We start from the raw sequence: 18,696 nt of genomic DNA on the forward strand, positions 1-18,696 counted from the left end.
CAGCGGTGCGGAAAGCACGGGAGCGGCGGTGAAGCCGGTGGCGAAGAAGCCGGTGGTGTTGCGAATCATGGGAGTGACCTCCTTTCTCAGTCGGTTGCGACCCCCGACGCTAGCCGGGACGCTCAGCCGATGTCAAGCGAAGACTCAGAAACGGTAGCCGTCCGGGCGCGTCGGGAGAGGGGCCGATCGGCCAGCCACCGCAGGATTCCGCGGGTCGTCGGGTAGCGTGAGGCGGAAGTTCACCGGTCGGGAAGGCGCATCCGCATGCACCTCAAGAGCGTCACGCTCAAGGGCTTCAAGTCCTTCGCGCAGTCGACGACGTTCGCGCTGGAACCCGGTGTCACCTGCATCGTGGGTCCGAACGGGTCGGGCAAGTCCAACGTCGTGGACGCCCTCGCCTGGGTCATGGGGGAGCAGGGCGCCAAGACCCTCCGCGGCGGGAAGATGGAGGACGTCATCTTCGCCGGCACCTCCACGCGCGGACCGCTCGGACGTGCCGAGGTGCAGTTGACGATCGACAACGCCGACGGCGCTCTACCGATCGAGTACAGCGAGGTGACGATCAGCCGCACGCTGTTCCGCAACGGCGCCAGCGAGTACGCGATCAACGGACAGACGTGTCGCCTGCTGGACGTGCAGGAGCTGCTGAGCGACTCCGGTCTCGGGCGCGAGATGCACGTGATCATCGGGCAGGGGCGCCTGGACACCGTCCTGCAGGCCTCGGCCGAGGAACGGCGCGGCTTCATCGAGGAGGCCGCCGGGATCCTCAAGCACCGGCGCCGCAAAGAGAAGACCGTCCGCAAGCTCGAGGCGATGGAGACCAACCTCACCCGGCTGAGCGACCTCGCGGGGGAGTTGCGGCGGCAGCTGAAGCCGCTGGGCAAGCAGGCCGAGATCGCACGCGAGGCGGCCACCATCGCCGCCGTCGTCCGTGATGCCAAGGCGCGCCTCTTCGCGGACGAGCTCGTGCAGCTGCGCCGCCAGCTCGCCGACGCGGCCGCGGCCGAGAGCGAACGCCACACCGAGCGGCTCATGCTGCAGGACCAGGCGGACGGCATCCGACTGAAAGTCGAGCGGCTCGAGGAGGAGCAGCGCTCCGAGGCGGTCGACCGGGCCCGACGCGTCGCCTTCTCGCTCGAGCAGGTGCAGGAACGCCTGCGCGGGCTCTACACGCTCGCCGGGCAGCGCCTGACGCTGCTCGCCGACGACGAGGGGGACGCCTCCGCGGCGGTGCCCACGGTGACGCAGTCGATGATCGACGACTTGCGCAGCGAGATCGATGAGATCGCCGGCGGCCTCGGAGATGCTCAGGATGCCGCTGCCGAGGCTGCGCGCGGTGTCGCGCGGGCGCGCGCGGAGCTCGACGCCCTCGACGCCGACATCGCGGCCCAGAGCGCGCTGGTCTCCGAGCACGACATGAAGATCGCCGCGTTGCGCGGCTCCGCCGATGCCGCGGCGTCCGGCCTCGCCGCAGTGCGGGGAGCCGTCGAGCGGCAGCAGCGCGCGCTGGATGCCGCGCGCGAGCGCCTCGCCGAGGCCGAGGAAGCCTGGGCGGGGCTCGATCCCGACGTGACGCCCGAGGAGTCCAGCGCCGAGCACGCCGCGGCGTACGAGCGAGCCCAGCGCGAGACGAACGACACCGAGTCGGAGGTCGCGGGCCTGCGCGAACGCCTGCACGCCGCCGAGCGCGAGCGGGACGCCCTCACGGCCCAGACCACGGCGCTCGGCCGTGCGCTGGACGTCCGGAACGCGGCGGCGGATCTCGTCGCGAGCGGAGCCGCCGGCATCCGCGGACTCGTCGGTGATTCCGTCAAGGTCACCGCGGGCTACGAAGCCGCCATCGCCGCGGCGCTCGGCTCCCTCGCCGAGGGTCTTCTCGTCGATGACGGTGCCGCTGCTTTCGCGGCGGCCCGCGCCGCGCGCGAGGGCGACCTGGGCGTCGTCGAGATCGCGATCGCGGACGCCCCGGACGCGGGCGAGGGCGCGACGATCCGCGGGGGCGTGCGGGCGATCGACGTCGTCTCCGCGCCGGCGGGGGTGCGCGGCATCCTGTCCGGCGTCGTCATCGTCGACGATCTCGCGGCCGCGGAGTCGGCACGCGCCGACCTCGAGTCCGCACCGGCGGGCACGGTCGTCGTGACGCGCGACGGGGCCGTGATGACCGCGCGGACGCTGCGGGCGGGATCCGGTGGCGGGCGTTCGCGCCTCGAGCTCGCCGCCGAGCGCGACGCGGCGGCGGATCGCCTCGCCGAGATCACCGTGATCGCCGACTCGCTCCGCGAGGCCCTCGCCGAGGCACAGCAGAAGCTCACCGACGTCAGAGCGCGAACGAAAGAGGCGCTCACGACCCTCCGCGCGCACGACGCCGCTCTCGCGGCCCACGCGGAGAGGCTGAACCGCGTCACGGTGCGGCACGAGGCCGCGGTCGCCGAATGCGAGCGTCTCGAGGCCGGACTCGCGCAGGCCGAGGCCGCGGTCGCCGACGCCGAGGAGAAGGCCCGCGTCGCCGACGAGACGCTTGCTCGCGCGCTCGAAGCGCCGCGCCCGCTCCTCGATGCGTCCGCCCGTGAGGGGATGCTCGCCGACCTCGAGACGGCCCGAGAGGGCGAGATGCGGGCGCGGCTCGACATCGAGACACTGCGCGAACGCGTGCGGGCGGGGGAGGCGCGCATCGTGCAGCTCGAGCAGCAGCGCGAACGCGAACGTGCCGCCGCTGCGGCTGCTGCGCGACGCGCCGTCATCCGTCGCGCGCAGCGCGAGATTGCGGCGGAGGTGGCCGGAGCGCTGCCGGCGCTCCTCGACTCGGTCGATCGATCGGTCAGCCAGGCGCGCGTCGACCTCGCCGCCGCGGAGTCCGCGCGCTCGGCCGTCACCGCCGATCTCGCCCGCGCCCGGGCCGAAGACACCGCGGTCCGCGAGCGACTCGCGCGACTCACCGAGAGCGTGCACGGACTCGAGCTGCAGATGCACGAGAAGCGGCTCCATGTCACGAGCCTCCTCGAACGCGTGCACTCGGAGCTGTCGCTCGAGGAAGACATTCTCGTTTCGGAATACGGCCCGGATCAGCCCGTCCCCACCGGAGAGGGCGAGGCGACCGAGCCGTTCGAACGCGGTTTGCAGAAGCGCCGGCTGCAGGATGCCGAGCGCAAGCTCGCTCAGCTCGGCCGCGTGAACCCCCTCGCGCTCGAGGAGTTCGCTGCGCTCGAGCAGCGCCACGCGTTCCTCACCGAGCAGCTCGCCGACCTGCAGCAGACCCGGGCCGATCTGCAGACGATCATCGGCGACCTCGACGAGCGGATGCAGACGATCTTCGTCGCCGCGTTCGAGGACACCCGCGCCGCATTCGGGGAGATCTTCCCGATCCTCTTCCCCGGCGGAGCGGGCAGCATCTCGCTCACGGATCCGGACAACCCCCTGACGACCGGCATCGAGGTGGCCGTGCGTCCGGTGGGCAAGAAGATCGAGCGACTCTCGCTCCTGTCCGGTGGGGAGCGGTCGCTCGCGGCCGTGGCGTTCCTCACGGCGATCTTCACGGCGCGCCCGAGCCCGTTCTACATCCTGGACGAGGTCGAGGCGGCGCTCGACGACGCCAACCTCGGTCGCCTCCTCGGTGTGTTCGAGAAGCTGCGCGAGAGCAGCCAGCTCATCGTCATCACGCACCAGAAGCGCACGATGGAGATCGCGGACGCGCTGTACGGCGTGTCGATGCGCCAGGACGGCGTGTCGGCCGTCGTCGGTCAGCGCGTCGGCGACCGCGCCCGCGCGGCGGCGGAACCCGCCCCCGTAAGCTGAAGGAATGGCTGAGAACTCCTGGTCGCTCGGCCGCGCGCTGCGCGGGCTGTTCGTCAAACCCACGATCGACGAGACCACGTGGGACGACCTCGAGACGGCTCTGCTGACCGCCGACTTCGGTCCCGACGTGACCGAGCGACTCGTCGACGAGCTGCGCGAGAAGGTCGACCGCTACCGCACGACGGATCCGCGCGACCTGCAGCGCATGCTTCGCGAGACACTCGAGGAGCACTTCGCGAAGTTCGACACCACGCTGCGCCTCACCGAACGCCCCGCCGTGGTGCTCGTGGTGGGCGTCAACGGCGTCGGGAAGACCACCACGATCGGCAAGTTCGCGAAGTTCCTGCAGCGCTACGGGCGGACGGTCGTCGTCGGCGCGGCCGACACCTTCCGCGCCGCGGCCGTCGATCAGTTGGCGACGTGGGCCGAGCGCGGGGGAGCCACGATCGTGCGCCCCCAGCACGAGGGTCAGGATCCGGCATCCGTCGCCTTCCAGACCGTGGCGCACGCGAAAGAGACGGGCACCGAGATCGTGCTCGTCGACACCGCCGGCCGCCTCCACACCAAGGGCGGCCTGATGGACGAGCTCGGGAAGATCAAGCGCGTCATCGAGAAGCAGGCTCCGATCAGCGAGGTGCTCCTGGTCCTGGATGCCACCACGGGACAGAACGGGCTCATGCAGGCCCAGGCCTTCCTCGACAGCGCCGGGGTGACCGGCCTCGTCCTGACGAAGCTCGACGGGTCGGCGAAGGGCGGGTTCGTCCTGGCGGTGCAGGAGCGCACCGGCATCCCGGTGAAGCTCCTCGGCCAGGGCGAGGGGATCAACGATCTCACGGGCTTCACGCCCCACGTTTTCGCCGCCTCGCTCGTCGACTGATCCTCTACCGCACCTCGTCGCTCTGGCGGGTCGCCTTTCGCGAGGGGGGTCGGGCTGGTTTCATGGGGGGATGGCGATCGAGCACGACTTCTTCGGACTACTCGAGTCGGGCCCCGACGGGTCGATCTTCTGGTCGGAGAACGTCGAGTTCGGCGACCAGAGCGTCACCGTCGATCTGACCGCACCGGATCAGGACGACGTCTCGATCGACGCCCTCGACGTCGCCGCGGCCATGATCTCGTCGCTCGAGACGATCGACCTCGCCGCCCGCAACGCCATGGTCAACGAGCTCGACGACCGCACGAGCGAGGTGACCGAGTACATCCTGCAGCAGCAGGCGAGCCTGGGCGACGAGCTCGACGACCTGCTCTCCGACCCGTCCGGCGACACGCACATCGACGTCATCAAGTCGCTCCAGCTCATGAGCATGACGATCCTGGCCGACGAGCACGGGGGGACGGACCCGTTCGCGGTCCTGGAGTACGCGCTCGACCCGGACTCGACGGACGACGTCCTGCTGGTGAACCTCGCCTCCGACGGGCAGGTTCAGTCGGTGACCAGCGCCGACTGAGATCCGCGGGCCCCGGCCGCGTCAGTGCCCGTGGAACGCCGGGATGACGAGGTAGACCCCCACGAGCACCGCGGCCGCGAAACCGGCGAAGCACGCGTAGCCGCCGATCGTGGCCGCCACGGGGCGCGGCGCGACCCTCGCGGCCGTGACGGCGTCGCGGCCCTCCGGGTCGCCGTCCGCCCCCACGCGGATGTCGGGCGCCCCCACCGCCAGCAACCGGATGCCGGCGGTGTAGAGCCCCACGATCAGCAGGGTCGCGACGAGACCGACGACGAACACGAGTCCGATCGATCCCCAGTCCACGCCGAGCCATCCGGCCGACGCCGACGCGGTGTGCCGAATGCCGTTCATGCGCGTGCCTCCTGCGTGTTCGTGCCCTCGCGGCCGACGCGGTCGGCATCCAGGGATTCGTCGTTGACGTTCTCGGCCGAGACCGGCTTCCGGCGGGCGAGCAGGAACAGTCCGACGCACGCACCGAGGCCTCCGACCAGGACGGCGACCAGACCGATCGTCCCCGCGGTGGCGGCCCAGGCCGCGAGTCCTCCGACCAGCGCGGCGGCGGGCAGCGTGATGATCCACGCGAAAGCGATGCGCGCGACGACGTTCCAGTGCACGGACGCCAGTCTCTTTCCGAGCCCCGATCCGACCACCGCGCCCGAGGTCACCTGCGTGGTCGAGAGCGGGAATCCGAGCGTGGAGGAGATGAGGATCGTGGATGCCGCACTCGTCTCGGCCGCGAAGCCCTGGGGAGGTTTCACGTCGGTGATGCGCTTGCCCACCGTCCGCATGATCCGCCACCCGCCGAGATAGGTGCCGAGGGCGATCGCGAGACCCGCGCCGAGGATGACCCAGAACTGCGGACCGGTCCCCGTCTCCTGGTACCCCGCCACGATGAGGGTGAGCGTGATGACGCCCATCGTCTTCTGCGCGTCGTTGGTTCCGTGGGCGAGCGAGACCAGGGATGCCGACACCGTCTGCCCGTGTCGGAAGGCGGTGGTGGAACCGGCGACCGTCGCCATCCGCGTGACGCGGTAGACGAGATACGTCGCGACGAGCGCGACCGACCCCGCGATGAACGGCGACAGGAGCGCCGGCAGCACGATCTTGGAGACGACGCCGCCCCACTCGACGGCACCGAAACCCGCGCCGATGACGGCGGCGCCGATGAGGCCGCCGAACAGCGCGTGCGTGGAACTCGAGGGGAGGCCGAGCCACCAGGTGAGGAGGTTCCAGAGCACCGCACCCATCAGCCCGGCGAAGATCATGGGGACTGTGATGTCGGGCAGACCCTGGGAGTCCTGGGCCAGGATGCCCTCGGACACGGTCTTGGCGACCGCCGTCGACAGGAATGCTCCGACGAGGTTCAGCACCGCGGAGATGAGGACGGCGACCTTGGGTTTCAGCGCGCCCGTGGCGACGGAGGTCGCCATCGCGTTCGCGGTGTCGTGGAAGCCGTTGGTGAAGTCGAAGAAGAACGACAGTGCGACGACGAGAAGGACGGGGATGAGGACGACGAGGTCCACCGGGGGCTCCGTTCGAGAGGGTGTTTCCCACGTGCGGTCGGATGACCGCGCGTCAGGATAGGCCTCGGAAACGAACGGAAAGCGTGCTTCCCTCCCGGGTGCGCAGAGGTCTACTCTGCGTCGTCACGTCGCGTGCGCGCAGCGTCTCAGACCGCCTGCGTGATTCGTCTCACACGGCCTGCGCGAAGCCCGCGTCCGCCGCCGCGATGTCCTTCGCGAGGTGTGCGAGGTGCGGCGGGATCTCGCGGCCCTTCGACACCATGGACTGCGCCCACAGGCGTCCCGCGCGGTAGGAGGAGCGCACGAGGGGGCCGGCGAGAACGCCGAGGAACCCGATGCGCTCGGCCTCCTCCTTGAACTCGACGAACTCCGCGGGCTTCACCCAGCGCTGCACGGGAAGGTGCCGCGGGGTCGGCCGCAGGTACTGCGTGATCGTGATGATGTCGGTCCCGGCGTCGTGCAGGTCCTGGAGGGCCTGGACGACCTCCTCGGGCTCCTCGCCCATGCCGAGGATGAGGTTCGACTTCGTGATGAGCCCGGCGTCGCGAGCGGCGGTGAGCACGCCGAGCGACCGCTCGTACCGGAACGCGGGACGGATGCGCTTGAAGATGCGCGGCACCGTCTCGACGTTGTGCGCGAAGACCTCGGGCCGTGAGGAGAAGACCTCCTCGAGCAACGCGGGGTTGCCCGAGAAGTCGGTCGCGAGGATCTCGACGCCGGTGCCCGGATTCTCGGCGTGGATGCGGCGCACGGTCTCGGCGTGCAGCCACGCGCCCTCGTCGGGGAGGTCGTCGCGGGCGACGCCGGTGACCGTTGCGTAGCGCAGCTGCATGCGCGTCACGCTCTCCGCGACGCGGCGCGGTTCGTCGGTGTCGTAGTCGGCGGGCTTGCCGGTGTCGATCTGGCAGAAGTCGCAGCGGCGCGTGCACTGCGAGCCGCCGATGAGGAACGTCGCCTCGCGGTCCTCCCAGCACTCGAAGATGTTGGGGCAGCCGGCCTCCTGGCACACGGTGTGCAGGTCCTCGGTCTTCACGAGGTTCTGGAGGGCCGTGTATTCGGGCCCGAGGCGCGCCTTGGTCTTGATCCACTCGGGCTTCCGCTCGATCGGCGTCTGCGCGTTGCGCACCTCGAGGCGCAGGAGCTTGCGTCCGTTCGGGGCGGTGGATGCCGCGCCCCCGGCGCTGCCGGTCCCGCAGGCGCTCACGCGGCCACCGCCGCGTACTCGGCGCGGAAGGCGGTCTCGACGCTGTCGACGATGACGGCGGGGGAGACGTCGGCCCCGAGGACCTCGCTCACCGTCGTGACGCCGGCATCCGTGATCCCGCAGGGCACGATGCCCCGGAATCCGGAGAGGGTGTTGTCGCAGTTGACCGCGAACCCGTGCATGGTGACACCTTTCTCGACGCGTACGCCGATTGCTGCGACCTTGTCGACGCCGAGCGGGCGGCGCACCCACACGCCGCTGCGGCCCTCGACGCGGAAACCCTCGACGCCGTGCGTGGCGAGCGCCGAGATGAGCAGGCCCTCGAGCCGGCGGACGTGGGCGACGACGTCGAGCGGCTCGGGGAGACGGACGATGGGGTAGCCGACGAGCTGCCCGGGGCCGTGCCAGGTGATCTTGCCGCCGCGATCGACGTCGATCACCGGGGTCCCGTCGGTGGGGCGCTCGTGGGCTTCCGTCCGCTTGCCCGCGGTGTACACGGATTCGTGTTCCAGAAGCAGGAGCGTGTCGGGGCGGACGCCCGCGAGCACGTCGGTGTGCACCGCGCGCTGGAGCGCCCAGCCGTCGAGGTAGGGCACGTAGTCGGGGGCGAGCCCCGCGCGAAGGATGTCGAGCATCAGCGCTCCCTGTTTATGGATTGAGTCCAAGAATACATGACCCCCCGCGCTCTAGGCTGACGGCATGGCCACCGAATCCCGCACCGGTCGCCCTCGCGCCTCGTCGCGCGAGGTGCTGTCGGAAGCGGCGTGCGAACTCTTCCTCGAGAAGGGGTACGACGCGACGTCGGTCTCGGACATCACGCGCCGTGCCGGCGTGAGCCGCTCGAGCTTCTTCAATTACTTCTCGGCGAAGAGCGACGTCCTCTGGTCGGGTTTCGACGCGCGGGTCGACGCTGCGGTCGGCGATCTCCGCGAGGGCGGTTCCGTCCGGGAGGTGTTCCTCGCCATCGGAGACGGCCTCGCGCCCGACGCGCTGGCGTTGGCGATCGTGAACGCGGATGCCATGGGCATCGGCGCCGAACTCGACCGCGATCGCGCGATCCGCCAGTTCCGTCTGCAGCGCGAGGCGGCCGCGCGGCTGGTGCGCGAGGGCGCGTCGCCGCTCGCGGCACAGGTCGGAGCGGGGGCGCTGTCGGCGGCCGTGCTCGCGGCGGTCTGGGCGTGGGCGGATCACACGGCGGACCGCTCGCTCACCGAGACGCTGTCCGAGGCGCTCGACGCGGCGTGAGGGCACGGCATCCGCGGTCGTATCGTCCGTGATGCGCGCAAGGTCAGTCGTACGCGCCGGTTGAGGACTGAGGTTGCGCGGATCGCTGACGATGTGCCGGCGCGCGGCGGCGGTCTGCGGCGGGGCCGCGTAAACTCGTCCCATCATGGCGACTTTCGGCACCCTCTCCGACCGGCTCACAGAGACCTTCCGCAATCTGCGCAAGAAGGGGCAGCTCACCCCTGCCGACGTCGACGGGACGGTCCGCGAGATCCGGCGCGCCCTGCTCGACGCCGACGTGGCGCTGCCCGTCGTCAAGGAGTTCACCGCGGCGGTGCGCGAGCGCGCCCTCGGCGACGAGGTCAACCGTGCGCTGAACCCCGCGCAGCAGGTCGTGCAGATCGTCAACGACGAGCTCATCGGCATCCTGGGCGGCCAGCAGCGCCGCCTGCAGTTCGCCAAGAACCCGCCGACCGTGATCATGCTCGCAGGCCTGCAGGGATCGGGTAAGACGACGTTCGCGGGCAAGCTCGCGAAGATGCTCGAGAAGGACGGCCACACGCCCCTCCTGGTGGCGTGCGACCTCCAGCGCCCCAACGCCGTGAACCAGCTGCAGGTCGTCGCCGAGCGCGCGGGTGCCGCGATCTACGCACCCGAACCCGGCAACGGCGTGGGCGATCCCGTGAGGGTGGCCCGCGACGGCGTCGCCTACGCGACGCGCCAGCAGCACGACATCGTCATCATCGACACCGCGGGCCGCCTCGGTGTCGACGCCGAGCTGATGAAGCAGGCCGCCGACATCCGCACGGCGACCCAGCCCGACGAGGTGCTCTTCGTCATCGACGCGATGATCGGTCAGGATGCCGTGAACACGGCGAAGGCGTTCCAGGACGGCGTCGATTTCACCGGCGTCGTGCTGTCGAAGCTCGACGGTGACGCGCGCGGTGGTGCCGCGCTGTCCGTCGCGTCGGTCACCGGGCGCCCGATCATCTTCGCGTCGACCGGCGAGGGTCTCGACGACGTCGAGCCCTTCCACCCCGACCGCATGGCCTCCCGCATCCTCGACCTCGGTGACATCCTCACCCTGATCGAGCAGGCGCAGTCGGCCTTCGACGAGGCCGAGGCGATGAAGGTCGCCGAGAAGCTCGCGACCGAGACCTTCACCCTCGAGGACTTCCTCGAGCAGATGCAGCAGATGAAGAAGATGGGCTCCATGAAGAAGATGCTCGGGATGCTCCCGGGCATGGGCTCCATGAAGCAGCAGTTGGAGGACTTCGACGAGCGCGAGATCGACCGCACCGAGGCGATCATCCGTTCCATGACCGTCGCCGAGCGCCGGAACCCCAAGCTGCTCAACGGCTCGCGCCGCCTGCGCATCGCGCGCGGTTCGGGCATGACCGTCACCGACGTCAACCAGCTCGTGCAGCGCTTCGAGCAGGCCGCGAAGATGATGAAGACGGTCGCGCGCGGCGGGGTGCCCAACATCCCCGGCATGGGTCCCATCGGGGGCAAGCCCGGCGCGTCCTCGAAGCGCGGGAAGCAGCAGAAGGCGAAGGGTTCGCGGTCGGGCAACCCCGCGAAGCGCGCCGCCGAGAACGCCGGCATCGCCGCGGCCGCCCCCGCGACGGGGTCCGGTTTCGGGCTGGGCGGTCAGAAGGCGCCGAGCGAGGAAGACCTCGCCGAACTGCAGAAGCTGCTCGGTCGGGGCTGACCCCCGCGGGGCGGACGGGCCTGCCTCAGGGGAGGACTCCCGCGTCCTGGAGCGCCGACACGACGGTCTGCTCGATGGCTTTCTGTCCGCGCGCCGTGGGATGGATGTCGTCGTCCTGGAGCCACTCCGGGTGGCCGACCAGCGGTTGACCCACGTCGACGAAGGCTCCGCCGACGGAGTCGACCGCGTCCCGGAGCGCGTCCGAGGTGGTGGCGGTGTCATCCGGTACGTCGGGATCGTCGTTCCAGATGGTGCTGAGGCCGACGATGCGGGCTCCGGGGGCGGCGTCGTGCAGTTGCACGATGGTGTCGTCCGTGTCGGCGCGGATCTCGTCGGCCTCCTCCCAGAAGTCGTTGCTCGAGGACTGAACGATGATGAGGTCGGGTTGCAGGGCGGCGATCGCGGGGGAGAAGCCCGCGTACGCGGTGCCGCATTCGCCCGTGACGACGAAGCCCATGCCGCCGCAGGCCAGGTTCGTCAGCGACACGTCTTCGCGCTGGGCGAGGAGGGCGGGCCACGCCTCGCCCAGCGGCAGTCCCGCACCCGACATGAGGGAGTCGCCGAGGGTGACCACGCGGAGCGGCGCGAGCGATGCGCTCGGCGCTGCGACCGCTGCCGGCGTCGGGGCCGGGAAAGTCAGCGCCTGGACGGGATCGGTCCGCTCGGGCGCGCAGCCGGCGAGGACGACGATCCCCCCGGCGGCCACGGCGGCCACCAGGGGCAACGCGACACGGCGCCGAGGGATCATGGCGTGATCCTACGGGCGCGAACCTATGTGTTCGCCTTCGCGAGTGCCGTCACACCCGCAGCGCGGCGAGGTGCTCGCGCAGAGTCGGGCCTCCGCGGAACTCGCGGACGAGATGCTGCACGACTTCGCGCAGATCACCGTCCGCCGCCTCGGCCACGGCGATCTGCCGGGCGGAGCTCCCGCCGGTCGCCAGGATCGTCTCGAGGCCCGCGAACTCCCGTGCGCACTTGAGCTCCGCGGCGATGTCGACGATCTCGTCCATGGTCTCGCGCAGATGCTCGACGACGTGTCGCTGGGTGCCGCGGCGATCCACGATGACCCGCGCGTCCAACCCGTACCGCGCGGCGCGCCACTTGTTCTCGCGGGCGAACCACGGCGGGATGCCGGGGAGTTCCCTGCCCTCGTCGAGCAGGCGCGAGAAGTGCTCGACGAGCGTCTGCGCCAGGGCGGCGACCGCGGCGAGCTCCGGGAGGGTCGACATCCCGTCGCACGCGCGGATCTCCACCGTGCCCCAGCGCGGCGCGGGACGGATGTCCCAGCGCACCTCGCTGGCATCCGCCATCACGCCCGTCCGCACCATGTCGTCGAGGTAGCTCTCGAATTCGGCCCAGTCCTTCAGCTGCCAGGGGAGGCCCGCGGTGGGCAGCTGCTGGAACACGAGCGCTCGATTGCTCGCATAGCCGGTGCGCTCACCCGCCCAGAACGGGCTGGATGCCGACAGCGCCTGCAGATGCGGCAGGTACACCGTCAGCGCGTTGACGATCGGGATGACCTTGTCCACGTCATCGACGCCCACGTGGACGTGGATGCCCCAGATCATCATGTTCCGGCCCCACCACTGGGTCCGCTCGATCAGCGTGTGGTACCTCGTCTTGTCGGTGACGTGCTGCTCGAACCACTGGGCGAAGGGATGGCTGCCGGCGCACAGCAACTCGATGCCGCGCGGCTCGGTCTGTGCGCGCAGCGCACCGATGGCATCCGCGATGTCGTCCACGGCCTCGGCGACGGTGTGGCCGACGCCGCTCGTGACCTCCACCGTGTTGGTCAGCAGCTCACCGGTGACGGTGAAGCGCTCGAGCGCCGTGGCGTCCTCGACGAGGTCGAGGATCTCGGGGGCACGGCCGACGAGGTCGCCGGTCTCGCGGTCGGCGAGCATGAGTTCCCATTCGAGTCCGACCGAGGAACGCGTGGACGGGGCGAACGGGAGCGTCATCCGGTCAGTCTGACATGACGACACGGCCGCCGGTGGGTTCGCGACCCGCCGTGTCATCTGGCAGAATAGAGGGTCGGACCAGGTGCTCGACCCTCTATCCAGCGCCGGTCCTCCTCTTTGAGCTTCCGCCGGGTGTGCACCCCACGCTCCAGGCGACCGGTTCGTTCATTTCCCACCACAGGAGAAATCGTGGCTGTCAAGATCCGTCTCAAGCGTCTCGGCAAGATCCGTGCGCCCTACTACCGCATCGTCGTCGCCGACTCGCGCACCAAGCGCGACGGTCGTGTGATCGAGGAGATCGGCAAGTACCACCCGACCGAGGAGCCCTCGTTCATCGAGGTCGACTCGGAGCGCGCCCAGTACTGGCTCGGTGTCGGCGCTCAGCCGACCGAGCAGGTGCGCGCCATCCTCAAGCTCACGGGCGACTGGGGCACCTTCAAGGGCGAGAAGGACGCGAAGTCCACCGTCAAGGTCCGCGAGCCGAAGGCCGCCTTCGAGGCCGACGCCGCGAAGAAGTCGGTCGTCAAGCCCAAGGCCGAGAAGAAGGCCGAGGCCCCGGCCGCCGACGAGGCGCCCGAAGCCGCCGCCGAGACCTCGGCAGAGTAAGTCCCGTGCTGTCCGCCGCGCTCGAGCACGTCGTCAAGGGGATCGTCGATCACCCTGACGCCGTCACCATCCGTTCCGCCTCCTCGCCCCGCGGCGAGGTGCTGGAGGTTCGCGTGCACCCCGATGACCGGGGTCGCGTGATCGGGCGCGGCGGTCGCACCGCCAAAGCGCTGCGCACCCTCATCACGGCTCTCGCCGACGGACAGCGCGTCCGCGTCGACGTCGCCGACGACTGATGTCGGCCGGCGACACCGCGGGCGCCGAGCCCGCCAAGACCCAGCTCCGTGTGGGCCGCCTGGTCAAGGCCCACGGCCTCAAGGGTGCCTTCAAGATCGAGCTGTACACGGACGACCCCGAGGGTCGCTTCGTCCCCGGGAAGACCTTCACCCTGCAGGTTCCCGAGTCCTCGCCGTGGCACGGCCGCGAGCTGACGGTCCGCGAGTTCCGCTGGATGAACTCCCACCCGGTCGCCTTCTTCGAGGGTGTCGACGATCGGACGGCGGCGGAAGAGCTCGTCAAGGCGATCCTGTGGATCGACCAGGACACCGAGACGGCTCCGGCCGAGGACGATGCCTGGTACGACCACCAGCTGGTGGGGCTCGACGTGGTGCGCGACGGTGACGTCATCGGTCGCGTCGTGCGCGTCGACCACTTCCCGGCGCAAGACCTTCTGATCGTGCGTCCCACCGGGCGCGGCGAGGACGCCGACGTCCTGGTGCCGTTCGTCAGCGCGATCGTTCCCGAGGTCGACGTCGACGGCGGTCGCGTGGTCGTCACGCCCCCCGCCGGGCTCTTCGAAGAGCTCCCCGGAGACGACGACGCCCCGCGGGAGGAGTCCGCGCCGGACGACTCCGACGAGGCCGCCGACTCCCACGAGGGCTGACGTGCGCATCGACGTCGTCTCGATCTTCCCGACGATCTTCGACGCGCTCGAGGTGTCTCTGCTGGGCAAGGCTCGGCAGAGCGGGCTGCTCGACGTCCGTGTGCACGATCTCCGCGACTACACGCACGACCGTCATCGCACGGTGGACGACACCCCGTACGGCGGCGGCGCCGGAATGGTCATGAAGCCCGAGCCGTGGGGCGAGGCTCTCGACGACGTCACGCGGGATGCCGAGGTGGCACCGGTGATCGTCTTCCCGTCGCCGGCGGGGGAGCGCTTCACGCAGAAGATCGCCCGGGAGCTCTCGACGGAGCAGCATCTGGTCTTCGGGTGCGGCCGGTACGAGGGAATCGACGAGCGCGTGTTCGACTACGCCGCCGACCTCGGGCGCGTCCGGCTGCTCAGCCTGGGCGATTACGTCCTCAACGGCGGCGAGGTGGCCGTCATGGCGATGGTCGAGGCGATCGGGCGTCTGATCCCCGGCGTCGTCGGCAACCCTGAGAGCCTCATCGAGGAGTCGCACGAGGACGGACTGCTCGAGTACCCGTCCTTCACGAAGCCCGCGTCCTGGCGCGGCCGCGAGGTTCCGCCGGTGCTGCTGAGCGGCAACCACGGCGCCGTCGCGACGTGGCGTCGCGACCAGCAGCTCGAGCGCACGCGCGAGCGTCGTCCCGACCTCCTCGCTGACTGAGCGTCGCCGTCGGCCTGCCCTGCGTGGTGGGTTGCGCGGCTGGCGGGGGCCCGTGGCATCCGGATCGGGATGCCACGCCCCGGCGGTCAGTCGACGCCGAGGAATGACCGGTCGGTGAGCACGATGGGGCCGTCCGCGGTGATCGCGACCGTGTGCTCGGAGTGCGAGCCGCGCGAGCCGTCCGCGCTGCGAAGGGTCCACCCGTCGGGGTCGGTGACCAGCTCGTCGGTGGTCTGCAGGAACCACGGCTCGAGGGCGAGCACGAGACCGGCCCGCAGGGGGTAACCTCGGCCGGCCTTGCCGTCGTTGGCGACATGCGGGTCGCCGTGCATGGTGCGCCCGACTCCGTGCCCGCCGAAGTCCGTGTTGATGCGGAGTCCCTCGGCGCGCGCGACCGCGGCGACGGCGGCGGAGATGTCGCCGATCTTGTGCTCGACGGTCGCGGCGTCGATCGCGGCGGCCAGGGCGCGCTGGGTGGTGTCGATGAGCGCCAGGTCCTCGTCGCGCGGGGTGCCGACGACGAACGAGACGGCCGAGTCGGCGACCCACCCGTCGACGGAGGCGGCGAAGTCGAGAGAGACCAGGTCGCCGTCGCGCAGCGCGTAGTCGTGGGGGAGACCGTGCAGCACCGCGTCGTTGATCGAGGTGCAGAGCACCTTGCCGAACGGGCTGGCCCCGAACGACGGGTGATAGTCGATGTAGCAGGACTCCGCTCCGGCGGCGCGGATCATGTCGTGCGCGCGACGGTCGAGGTGCAGGAGGTTCGTGCCGACCTTCGTCTCATCGCGCAACGTCGCCAGAACCTCCGCGACGAATCTGCCGGCCGGGCGCATGGCGTCGATCTCGGCCGGGGTGCGCAGTTCGATCATCGGTGGTTCCCTTTCCTCGAACCTCCATTCTCGCCGATCGCGACCGTCCGCCGCTCGCGCCGTGCGGCTGCAGCCGCGATTCCCGGACGGTCCGAGCCCCGCCGCGACCCACGGCGAGCGGGCGCGTCGCGGTTCAAAGCAGCCGCACAACTCACACCCGTACCATCGGTCCATGGTGCTGCGCCGCTTCTTCCTCCGCTGGCTCTTCCCGGCCGCCTTCCTGTTGCCCCTGTGGCTGTTCGTCGGGTGGATCGTGTTCGGCGGCGGCAGCGGGTGGGCTCTGCTGTGGCTCTTCATCGCGGCCCCCGCGGTCTTCGTGACGCAGACCCTCGTGGCGCTCCTCGTCCGCGGCCGCGGCACGGTCCGCCTGGAGCGCGCCGCGTCGTGGCGCGACGTCGTCGGCATCGGGCTGTGGCAGGTGGTCGTCATCGCGCTCGGGCTCTACGATTCGCGGATCTTCTTCCCCCTGCTCGTCCTGAGCGTGGTCGGGGCGTTCGTCCTGCTGTGGTCGTCGCTGGCCCAGATGTGGAACGAGGCGCGGGCGGGGGTCGCCCTCCTGCACACGACCGACGGCACCGGCTACATCCCGCCGACGCGCGAACAGCCGCGTCCCCGCGTCGAGGGTGACGTCATCGTCATCACGGAGAAGCCCGCCGCGTCCTGAGCCGGTTTGGTCGGCGTGTCCGTCCGTGGCAGAATAGGCGTTTGTGCCCTGACAGACTCTGCCTCAGGGGAGTCCGCCGCATCCGCGGCCTCGGGCACGCCTCACCTTTTCCCCTTTATCGTGCGATCGACCTGTGGCGGTCGCAGGAAGTGATGATCATGCAGATCCTCGACTCCGTCGACGCGGCTTCGCTGCGCTCCGACATCCCCGTCTTCGGCCCCGGCGACACCGTCAAGGTGCACGTCAACATCACCGAGGGCAACCGCTCGCGTATCCAGGTCTTCCAGGGCGTCGTCATCGGCCGCTCGGGCGACGGCGTGCGCGAGACCTTCTGCGTCCGCAAGGTCAGCTTCCAGGTCGGTGTCGAGCGCACCTTCCCCGTGCACAGCCCCGTGATCGACCACATCGAGGTCGTCACCCGTGGTGACGTGCGACGCGCGAAGCTCTACTACCTGCGCAACCTGCGTGGCAAGAAGGCCAAGATCAAGGAGAAGCGCGACCGCTGAGTCCGCCTCTTCGAGCGCCCCGCGATCCGTCGCGGGGCGTTCGCCGTTTCCGCGGCCGTGACGGCATCCGGATGCCGCGACGGTCACGCATTCATACCGGTTCGTTGCCGTGTGCCGTTCGGCGGGGGCGACGTAATGTGCGAGGCTTGTCGGGCGGTCTTCCGGTGTGCGGTGAGCCCGGCGAAGGATCAACATGAGCGACGAGACCGCATCCCCTCCGGCCCCGGCCACGACCGCGCGTCGACGCCGCGGGGCGCTGACCTTCTTGCGCGACGTCGTGGTGATCCTGCTGATCGCGCTGGTGGTCTCCTTCCTCGTGAAGACGTTCGTCGTGAGGTCGTTCTTCATCCCGTCCGCGTCGATGAACGACACGCTGCTCGTGAACGACCGGATCCTCGTCGACGAGCTGACGCCCCGCTTCGGCGACTACGCCCGCGGCGACGTCGTGGTGTTCCGCGACCCGGGCGGGTGGCTGCCGGCGACGGTCAAGGAGCAACGCCCGCCCCTCGTCGAGGCCACGGACTGGGTGCTGTCGCTCGTGGGCCTGTCGGCACCCGACAGCGATGACCACCTGATCAAGCGCGTCATCGGAACCCCCGGCGATCACGTGGTGTGCTGCAACGCCCTCGGGCAGACCGAGGTCAACGGCGTGCCGTTGGTCGAGCCGTACGTGAAGCTCGCGCCGGGCGCGGCGGCCCCGTCGCCGGTTCCGTACGACATCACCGTGCCCGCGGGCTCGCTGTGGGTGCTCGGTGACAACCGCAACAGCTCGAAGGACTCCCGCTTCAACCAGGACCAGCCCGGGAAGGGTTTCGTGCCGATCGACAACGTGGTGGGCCGTGCGTTCCTCATCACCTGGCCGTTCAACCGGTTCGGCACGATCGATTTCCACCACGACGTGTTCGCGGGGGTGCCGGCGCCGGAGTCCGCGCCGTGATCGAGCCGACCCTCACCCTGGAGCGGCGTCTGCTGAAGGAGCACGCGCTGATCATCGCGTGCGACGAGGTCGGTCGCGGTGCCCTCGCGGGTCCCGTCGCGGTGGGGGCGGCGGTCATCGATCCTTCGCGGTCCCGGAAGCGCGTCCCCGCGGGGCTCCGTGACTCCAAGCTGGTTCCCGAGGCGCGCCGTCCCGATGTGGCCGCCCGCGCGGCGGCTTTCGTGCAGCACAGCGCGGTGGGCTGGGCCAGCTCCGAGGAGATCGACGAGATCGGCATCATCCGCGCCCTCGGTCTCGCGGCGGTGCGGGCGATCGCCGATCTCCGCGCGCACGGTGTCATCCCCGAGGATGCGCTGGTGATCCTCGACGGCAACCACGACTACATCACTCCGGCGGGGGAGAGCGGCCTGCGCGTGAAGCCGGTCATCAAGGCCGACCGGGACTGCGCGAGCGCGGCGGCGGCATCCGTCATCGCGAAGGTCGCGCGCGACTCCGTGATGGTCGGCCTGCACGACGAGCTGCCGGCGTACGGGTGGGCGCGCAACAAGGGCTACGCGAGCCTGGACCATCGCGAGGCGATCGGCCTGCACGGCATGAGCGTGCACCACCGGCGTTCATGGGCGATCGCCCCGGCGCCGACGTTGTTCTGACACGCGCGGGTGGTGGTCGCCCGGCCG

At 70.4% G+C, this 18,696-nt stretch carries 20 protein-coding genes; 13 read left to right on the top strand and 7 right to left on the bottom strand.

The window, feature by feature from the left end; all coding sequences use genetic code 11:
- The first annotated feature begins 264 nt into the window (after positions 1-264).
- From smc to QM517_RS03385, 3 genes are all read left to right on the top strand, one after another.
- Positions 265-3,792, top strand: a complete 3,528-nt coding sequence (gene smc, locus QM517_RS03375; protein ID WP_283285213.1) for a chromosome segregation protein SMC — start codon at positions 265-267, stop codon at positions 3,790-3,792.
- 4 nt (positions 3,793-3,796) lie between these two features.
- Positions 3,797-4,669 carry a signal recognition particle-docking protein FtsY gene (gene ftsY / locus QM517_RS03380; RefSeq protein WP_283285216.1) on the top strand — a complete coding sequence of 291 codons (873 nt, stop codon included), beginning with the start codon at positions 3,797-3,799 and terminating at the stop codon, positions 4,667-4,669.
- Positions 4,670-4,739: 70 nt separating this feature from the next.
- On the top strand, positions 4,740-5,240 hold the full coding sequence (locus tag QM517_RS03385; RefSeq protein WP_077051641.1) for a DUF2004 domain-containing protein: 501 nt from the start codon (positions 4,740-4,742) through the stop codon (positions 5,238-5,240).
- Positions 5,241-5,261: 21 nt separating this feature from the next.
- Here the strand turns inward: QM517_RS03385 and QM517_RS03390 are convergent, their stop codons facing one another.
- From QM517_RS03390 to lipB, 4 genes are all read right to left on the bottom strand, one after another.
- A complete protein-coding gene (locus QM517_RS03390; RefSeq protein WP_077051640.1) occupies positions 5,262-5,591 on the bottom strand; it encodes a hypothetical protein in 330 nt (109 codons plus the stop codon).
- The gene (locus QM517_RS03395) at positions 5,588-6,763 is read right to left on the bottom strand and encodes an inorganic phosphate transporter (RefSeq protein WP_077051639.1); all 1,176 of its coding nucleotides are present in this window, start codon (positions 6,761-6,763) and stop codon (positions 5,588-5,590) included. The genes QM517_RS03390 and QM517_RS03395 overlap by 4 nt, the downstream gene beginning before the upstream one ends.
- Positions 6,764-6,932: 169 nt before the next feature.
- On the bottom strand, positions 6,933-7,967 hold the full coding sequence (gene lipA / locus QM517_RS03400) for a lipoyl synthase (protein WP_077051638.1): 1,035 nt from the start codon (positions 7,965-7,967) through the stop codon (positions 6,933-6,935).
- Complete coding sequence (gene lipB / locus QM517_RS03405; RefSeq protein WP_077051637.1) at positions 7,964-8,602, bottom strand: lipoyl(octanoyl) transferase LipB; 639 nt, start codon at positions 8,600-8,602, stop codon at positions 7,964-7,966. The genes lipA and lipB overlap by 4 nt, the downstream gene beginning before the upstream one ends.
- Before the next feature lie 64 nt (positions 8,603-8,666).
- On the opposite strand from lipB, the gene QM517_RS03410 reads away from it, so the two are divergent.
- Complete coding sequence (locus tag QM517_RS03410) at positions 8,667-9,212, top strand: TetR/AcrR family transcriptional regulator (protein ID WP_077051636.1); 546 nt, start codon at positions 8,667-8,669, stop codon at positions 9,210-9,212.
- A gap of 145 nt (positions 9,213-9,357) precedes the next feature.
- Positions 9,358-10,902, top strand: a complete 1,545-nt coding sequence (gene ffh, locus QM517_RS03415) for a signal recognition particle protein (RefSeq protein WP_283285222.1) — start codon at positions 9,358-9,360, stop codon at positions 10,900-10,902.
- Between the two features lie 25 nt (positions 10,903-10,927).
- On the opposite strand, the gene QM517_RS03420 is transcribed toward ffh, so the two are convergent.
- Positions 10,928-11,650: an SGNH/GDSL hydrolase family protein gene (locus QM517_RS03420; protein ID WP_283285225.1), complete on the bottom strand. Its 723-nt coding sequence runs from the start codon at positions 11,648-11,650 to the stop codon at positions 10,928-10,930.
- A gap of 49 nt (positions 11,651-11,699) precedes the next feature.
- Positions 11,700-12,863: a glutamate--cysteine ligase gene (locus QM517_RS03425; protein ID WP_077051633.1), complete on the bottom strand. Its 1,164-nt coding sequence runs from the start codon at positions 12,861-12,863 to the stop codon at positions 11,700-11,702.
- 189 nt (positions 12,864-13,052) lie between these two features.
- Here QM517_RS03425 and rpsP point away from each other — a divergent pair, with 189 nt between their 5' ends.
- Genes rpsP through trmD form a run of 4 tightly spaced genes read left to right on the top strand, consistent with a single transcriptional unit; the run spans position 13,053 to position 15,043 of the window.
- A complete protein-coding gene (rpsP, locus tag QM517_RS03430; protein ID WP_077051632.1) occupies positions 13,053-13,469 on the top strand; it encodes a 30S ribosomal protein S16 in 417 nt (138 codons plus the stop codon).
- Positions 13,470-13,474: 5 nt separating this feature from the next.
- Complete coding sequence (locus tag QM517_RS03435) at positions 13,475-13,705, top strand: RNA-binding protein (RefSeq protein WP_278101820.1); 231 nt, start codon at positions 13,475-13,477, stop codon at positions 13,703-13,705.
- Positions 13,705-14,352 (top strand): ribosome maturation factor RimM, encoded by a 648-nt coding sequence (gene rimM / locus QM517_RS03440; protein ID WP_283285228.1) that lies wholly within the window; start codon positions 13,705-13,707, stop codon positions 14,350-14,352. Before QM517_RS03435 ends, rimM begins: the two co-directional genes overlap by 1 nt.
- A gap of 1 nt (position 14,353) precedes the next feature.
- Positions 14,354-15,043, top strand: a complete 690-nt coding sequence (gene trmD, locus QM517_RS03445; RefSeq protein ID WP_283285230.1) for a tRNA (guanosine(37)-N1)-methyltransferase TrmD — start codon at positions 14,354-14,356, stop codon at positions 15,041-15,043.
- Between the two features lie 86 nt (positions 15,044-15,129).
- On the opposite strand, the gene map is transcribed toward trmD, so the two are convergent.
- Positions 15,130-15,912 carry a type I methionyl aminopeptidase gene (map, locus tag QM517_RS03450; protein WP_283285232.1) on the bottom strand — a complete coding sequence of 261 codons (783 nt, stop codon included), beginning with the start codon at positions 15,910-15,912 and terminating at the stop codon, positions 15,130-15,132.
- Between the two features lie 172 nt (positions 15,913-16,084).
- Here map and QM517_RS03455 point away from each other — a divergent pair, with 172 nt between their 5' ends.
- The 4 genes from QM517_RS03455 (at position 16,085) to QM517_RS03470 (ending at position 18,669) form a co-directional block, all read left to right on the top strand.
- Positions 16,085-16,576 (top strand): MFS transporter permease, encoded by a 492-nt coding sequence (locus QM517_RS03455; RefSeq protein WP_077051627.1) that lies wholly within the window; start codon positions 16,085-16,087, stop codon positions 16,574-16,576.
- A 158-nt stretch (positions 16,577-16,734) separates the two neighbouring features.
- Complete coding sequence (gene rplS, locus QM517_RS03460) at positions 16,735-17,082, top strand: 50S ribosomal protein L19 (RefSeq protein WP_076491715.1); 348 nt, start codon at positions 16,735-16,737, stop codon at positions 17,080-17,082.
- Positions 17,083-17,275: 193 nt separating this feature from the next.
- Positions 17,276-18,019, top strand: coding sequence for a signal peptidase I (lepB, locus tag QM517_RS03465; RefSeq protein WP_283285233.1), 744 nt, complete (start codon positions 17,276-17,278; stop codon positions 18,017-18,019).
- On the top strand, positions 18,016-18,669 hold the full coding sequence (locus QM517_RS03470) for a ribonuclease HII (protein ID WP_283285234.1): 654 nt from the start codon (positions 18,016-18,018) through the stop codon (positions 18,667-18,669). The genes lepB and QM517_RS03470 overlap by 4 nt, the downstream gene beginning before the upstream one ends.
- The last annotated feature ends 27 nt before the right edge of the window (positions 18,670-18,696 follow it).

The organism is Microbacterium sp. IEGM 1404, assembly GCF_030056775.1.
Taxonomy (GTDB): Bacteria; Actinomycetota; Actinomycetes; order Actinomycetales; family Microbacteriaceae; genus Microbacterium.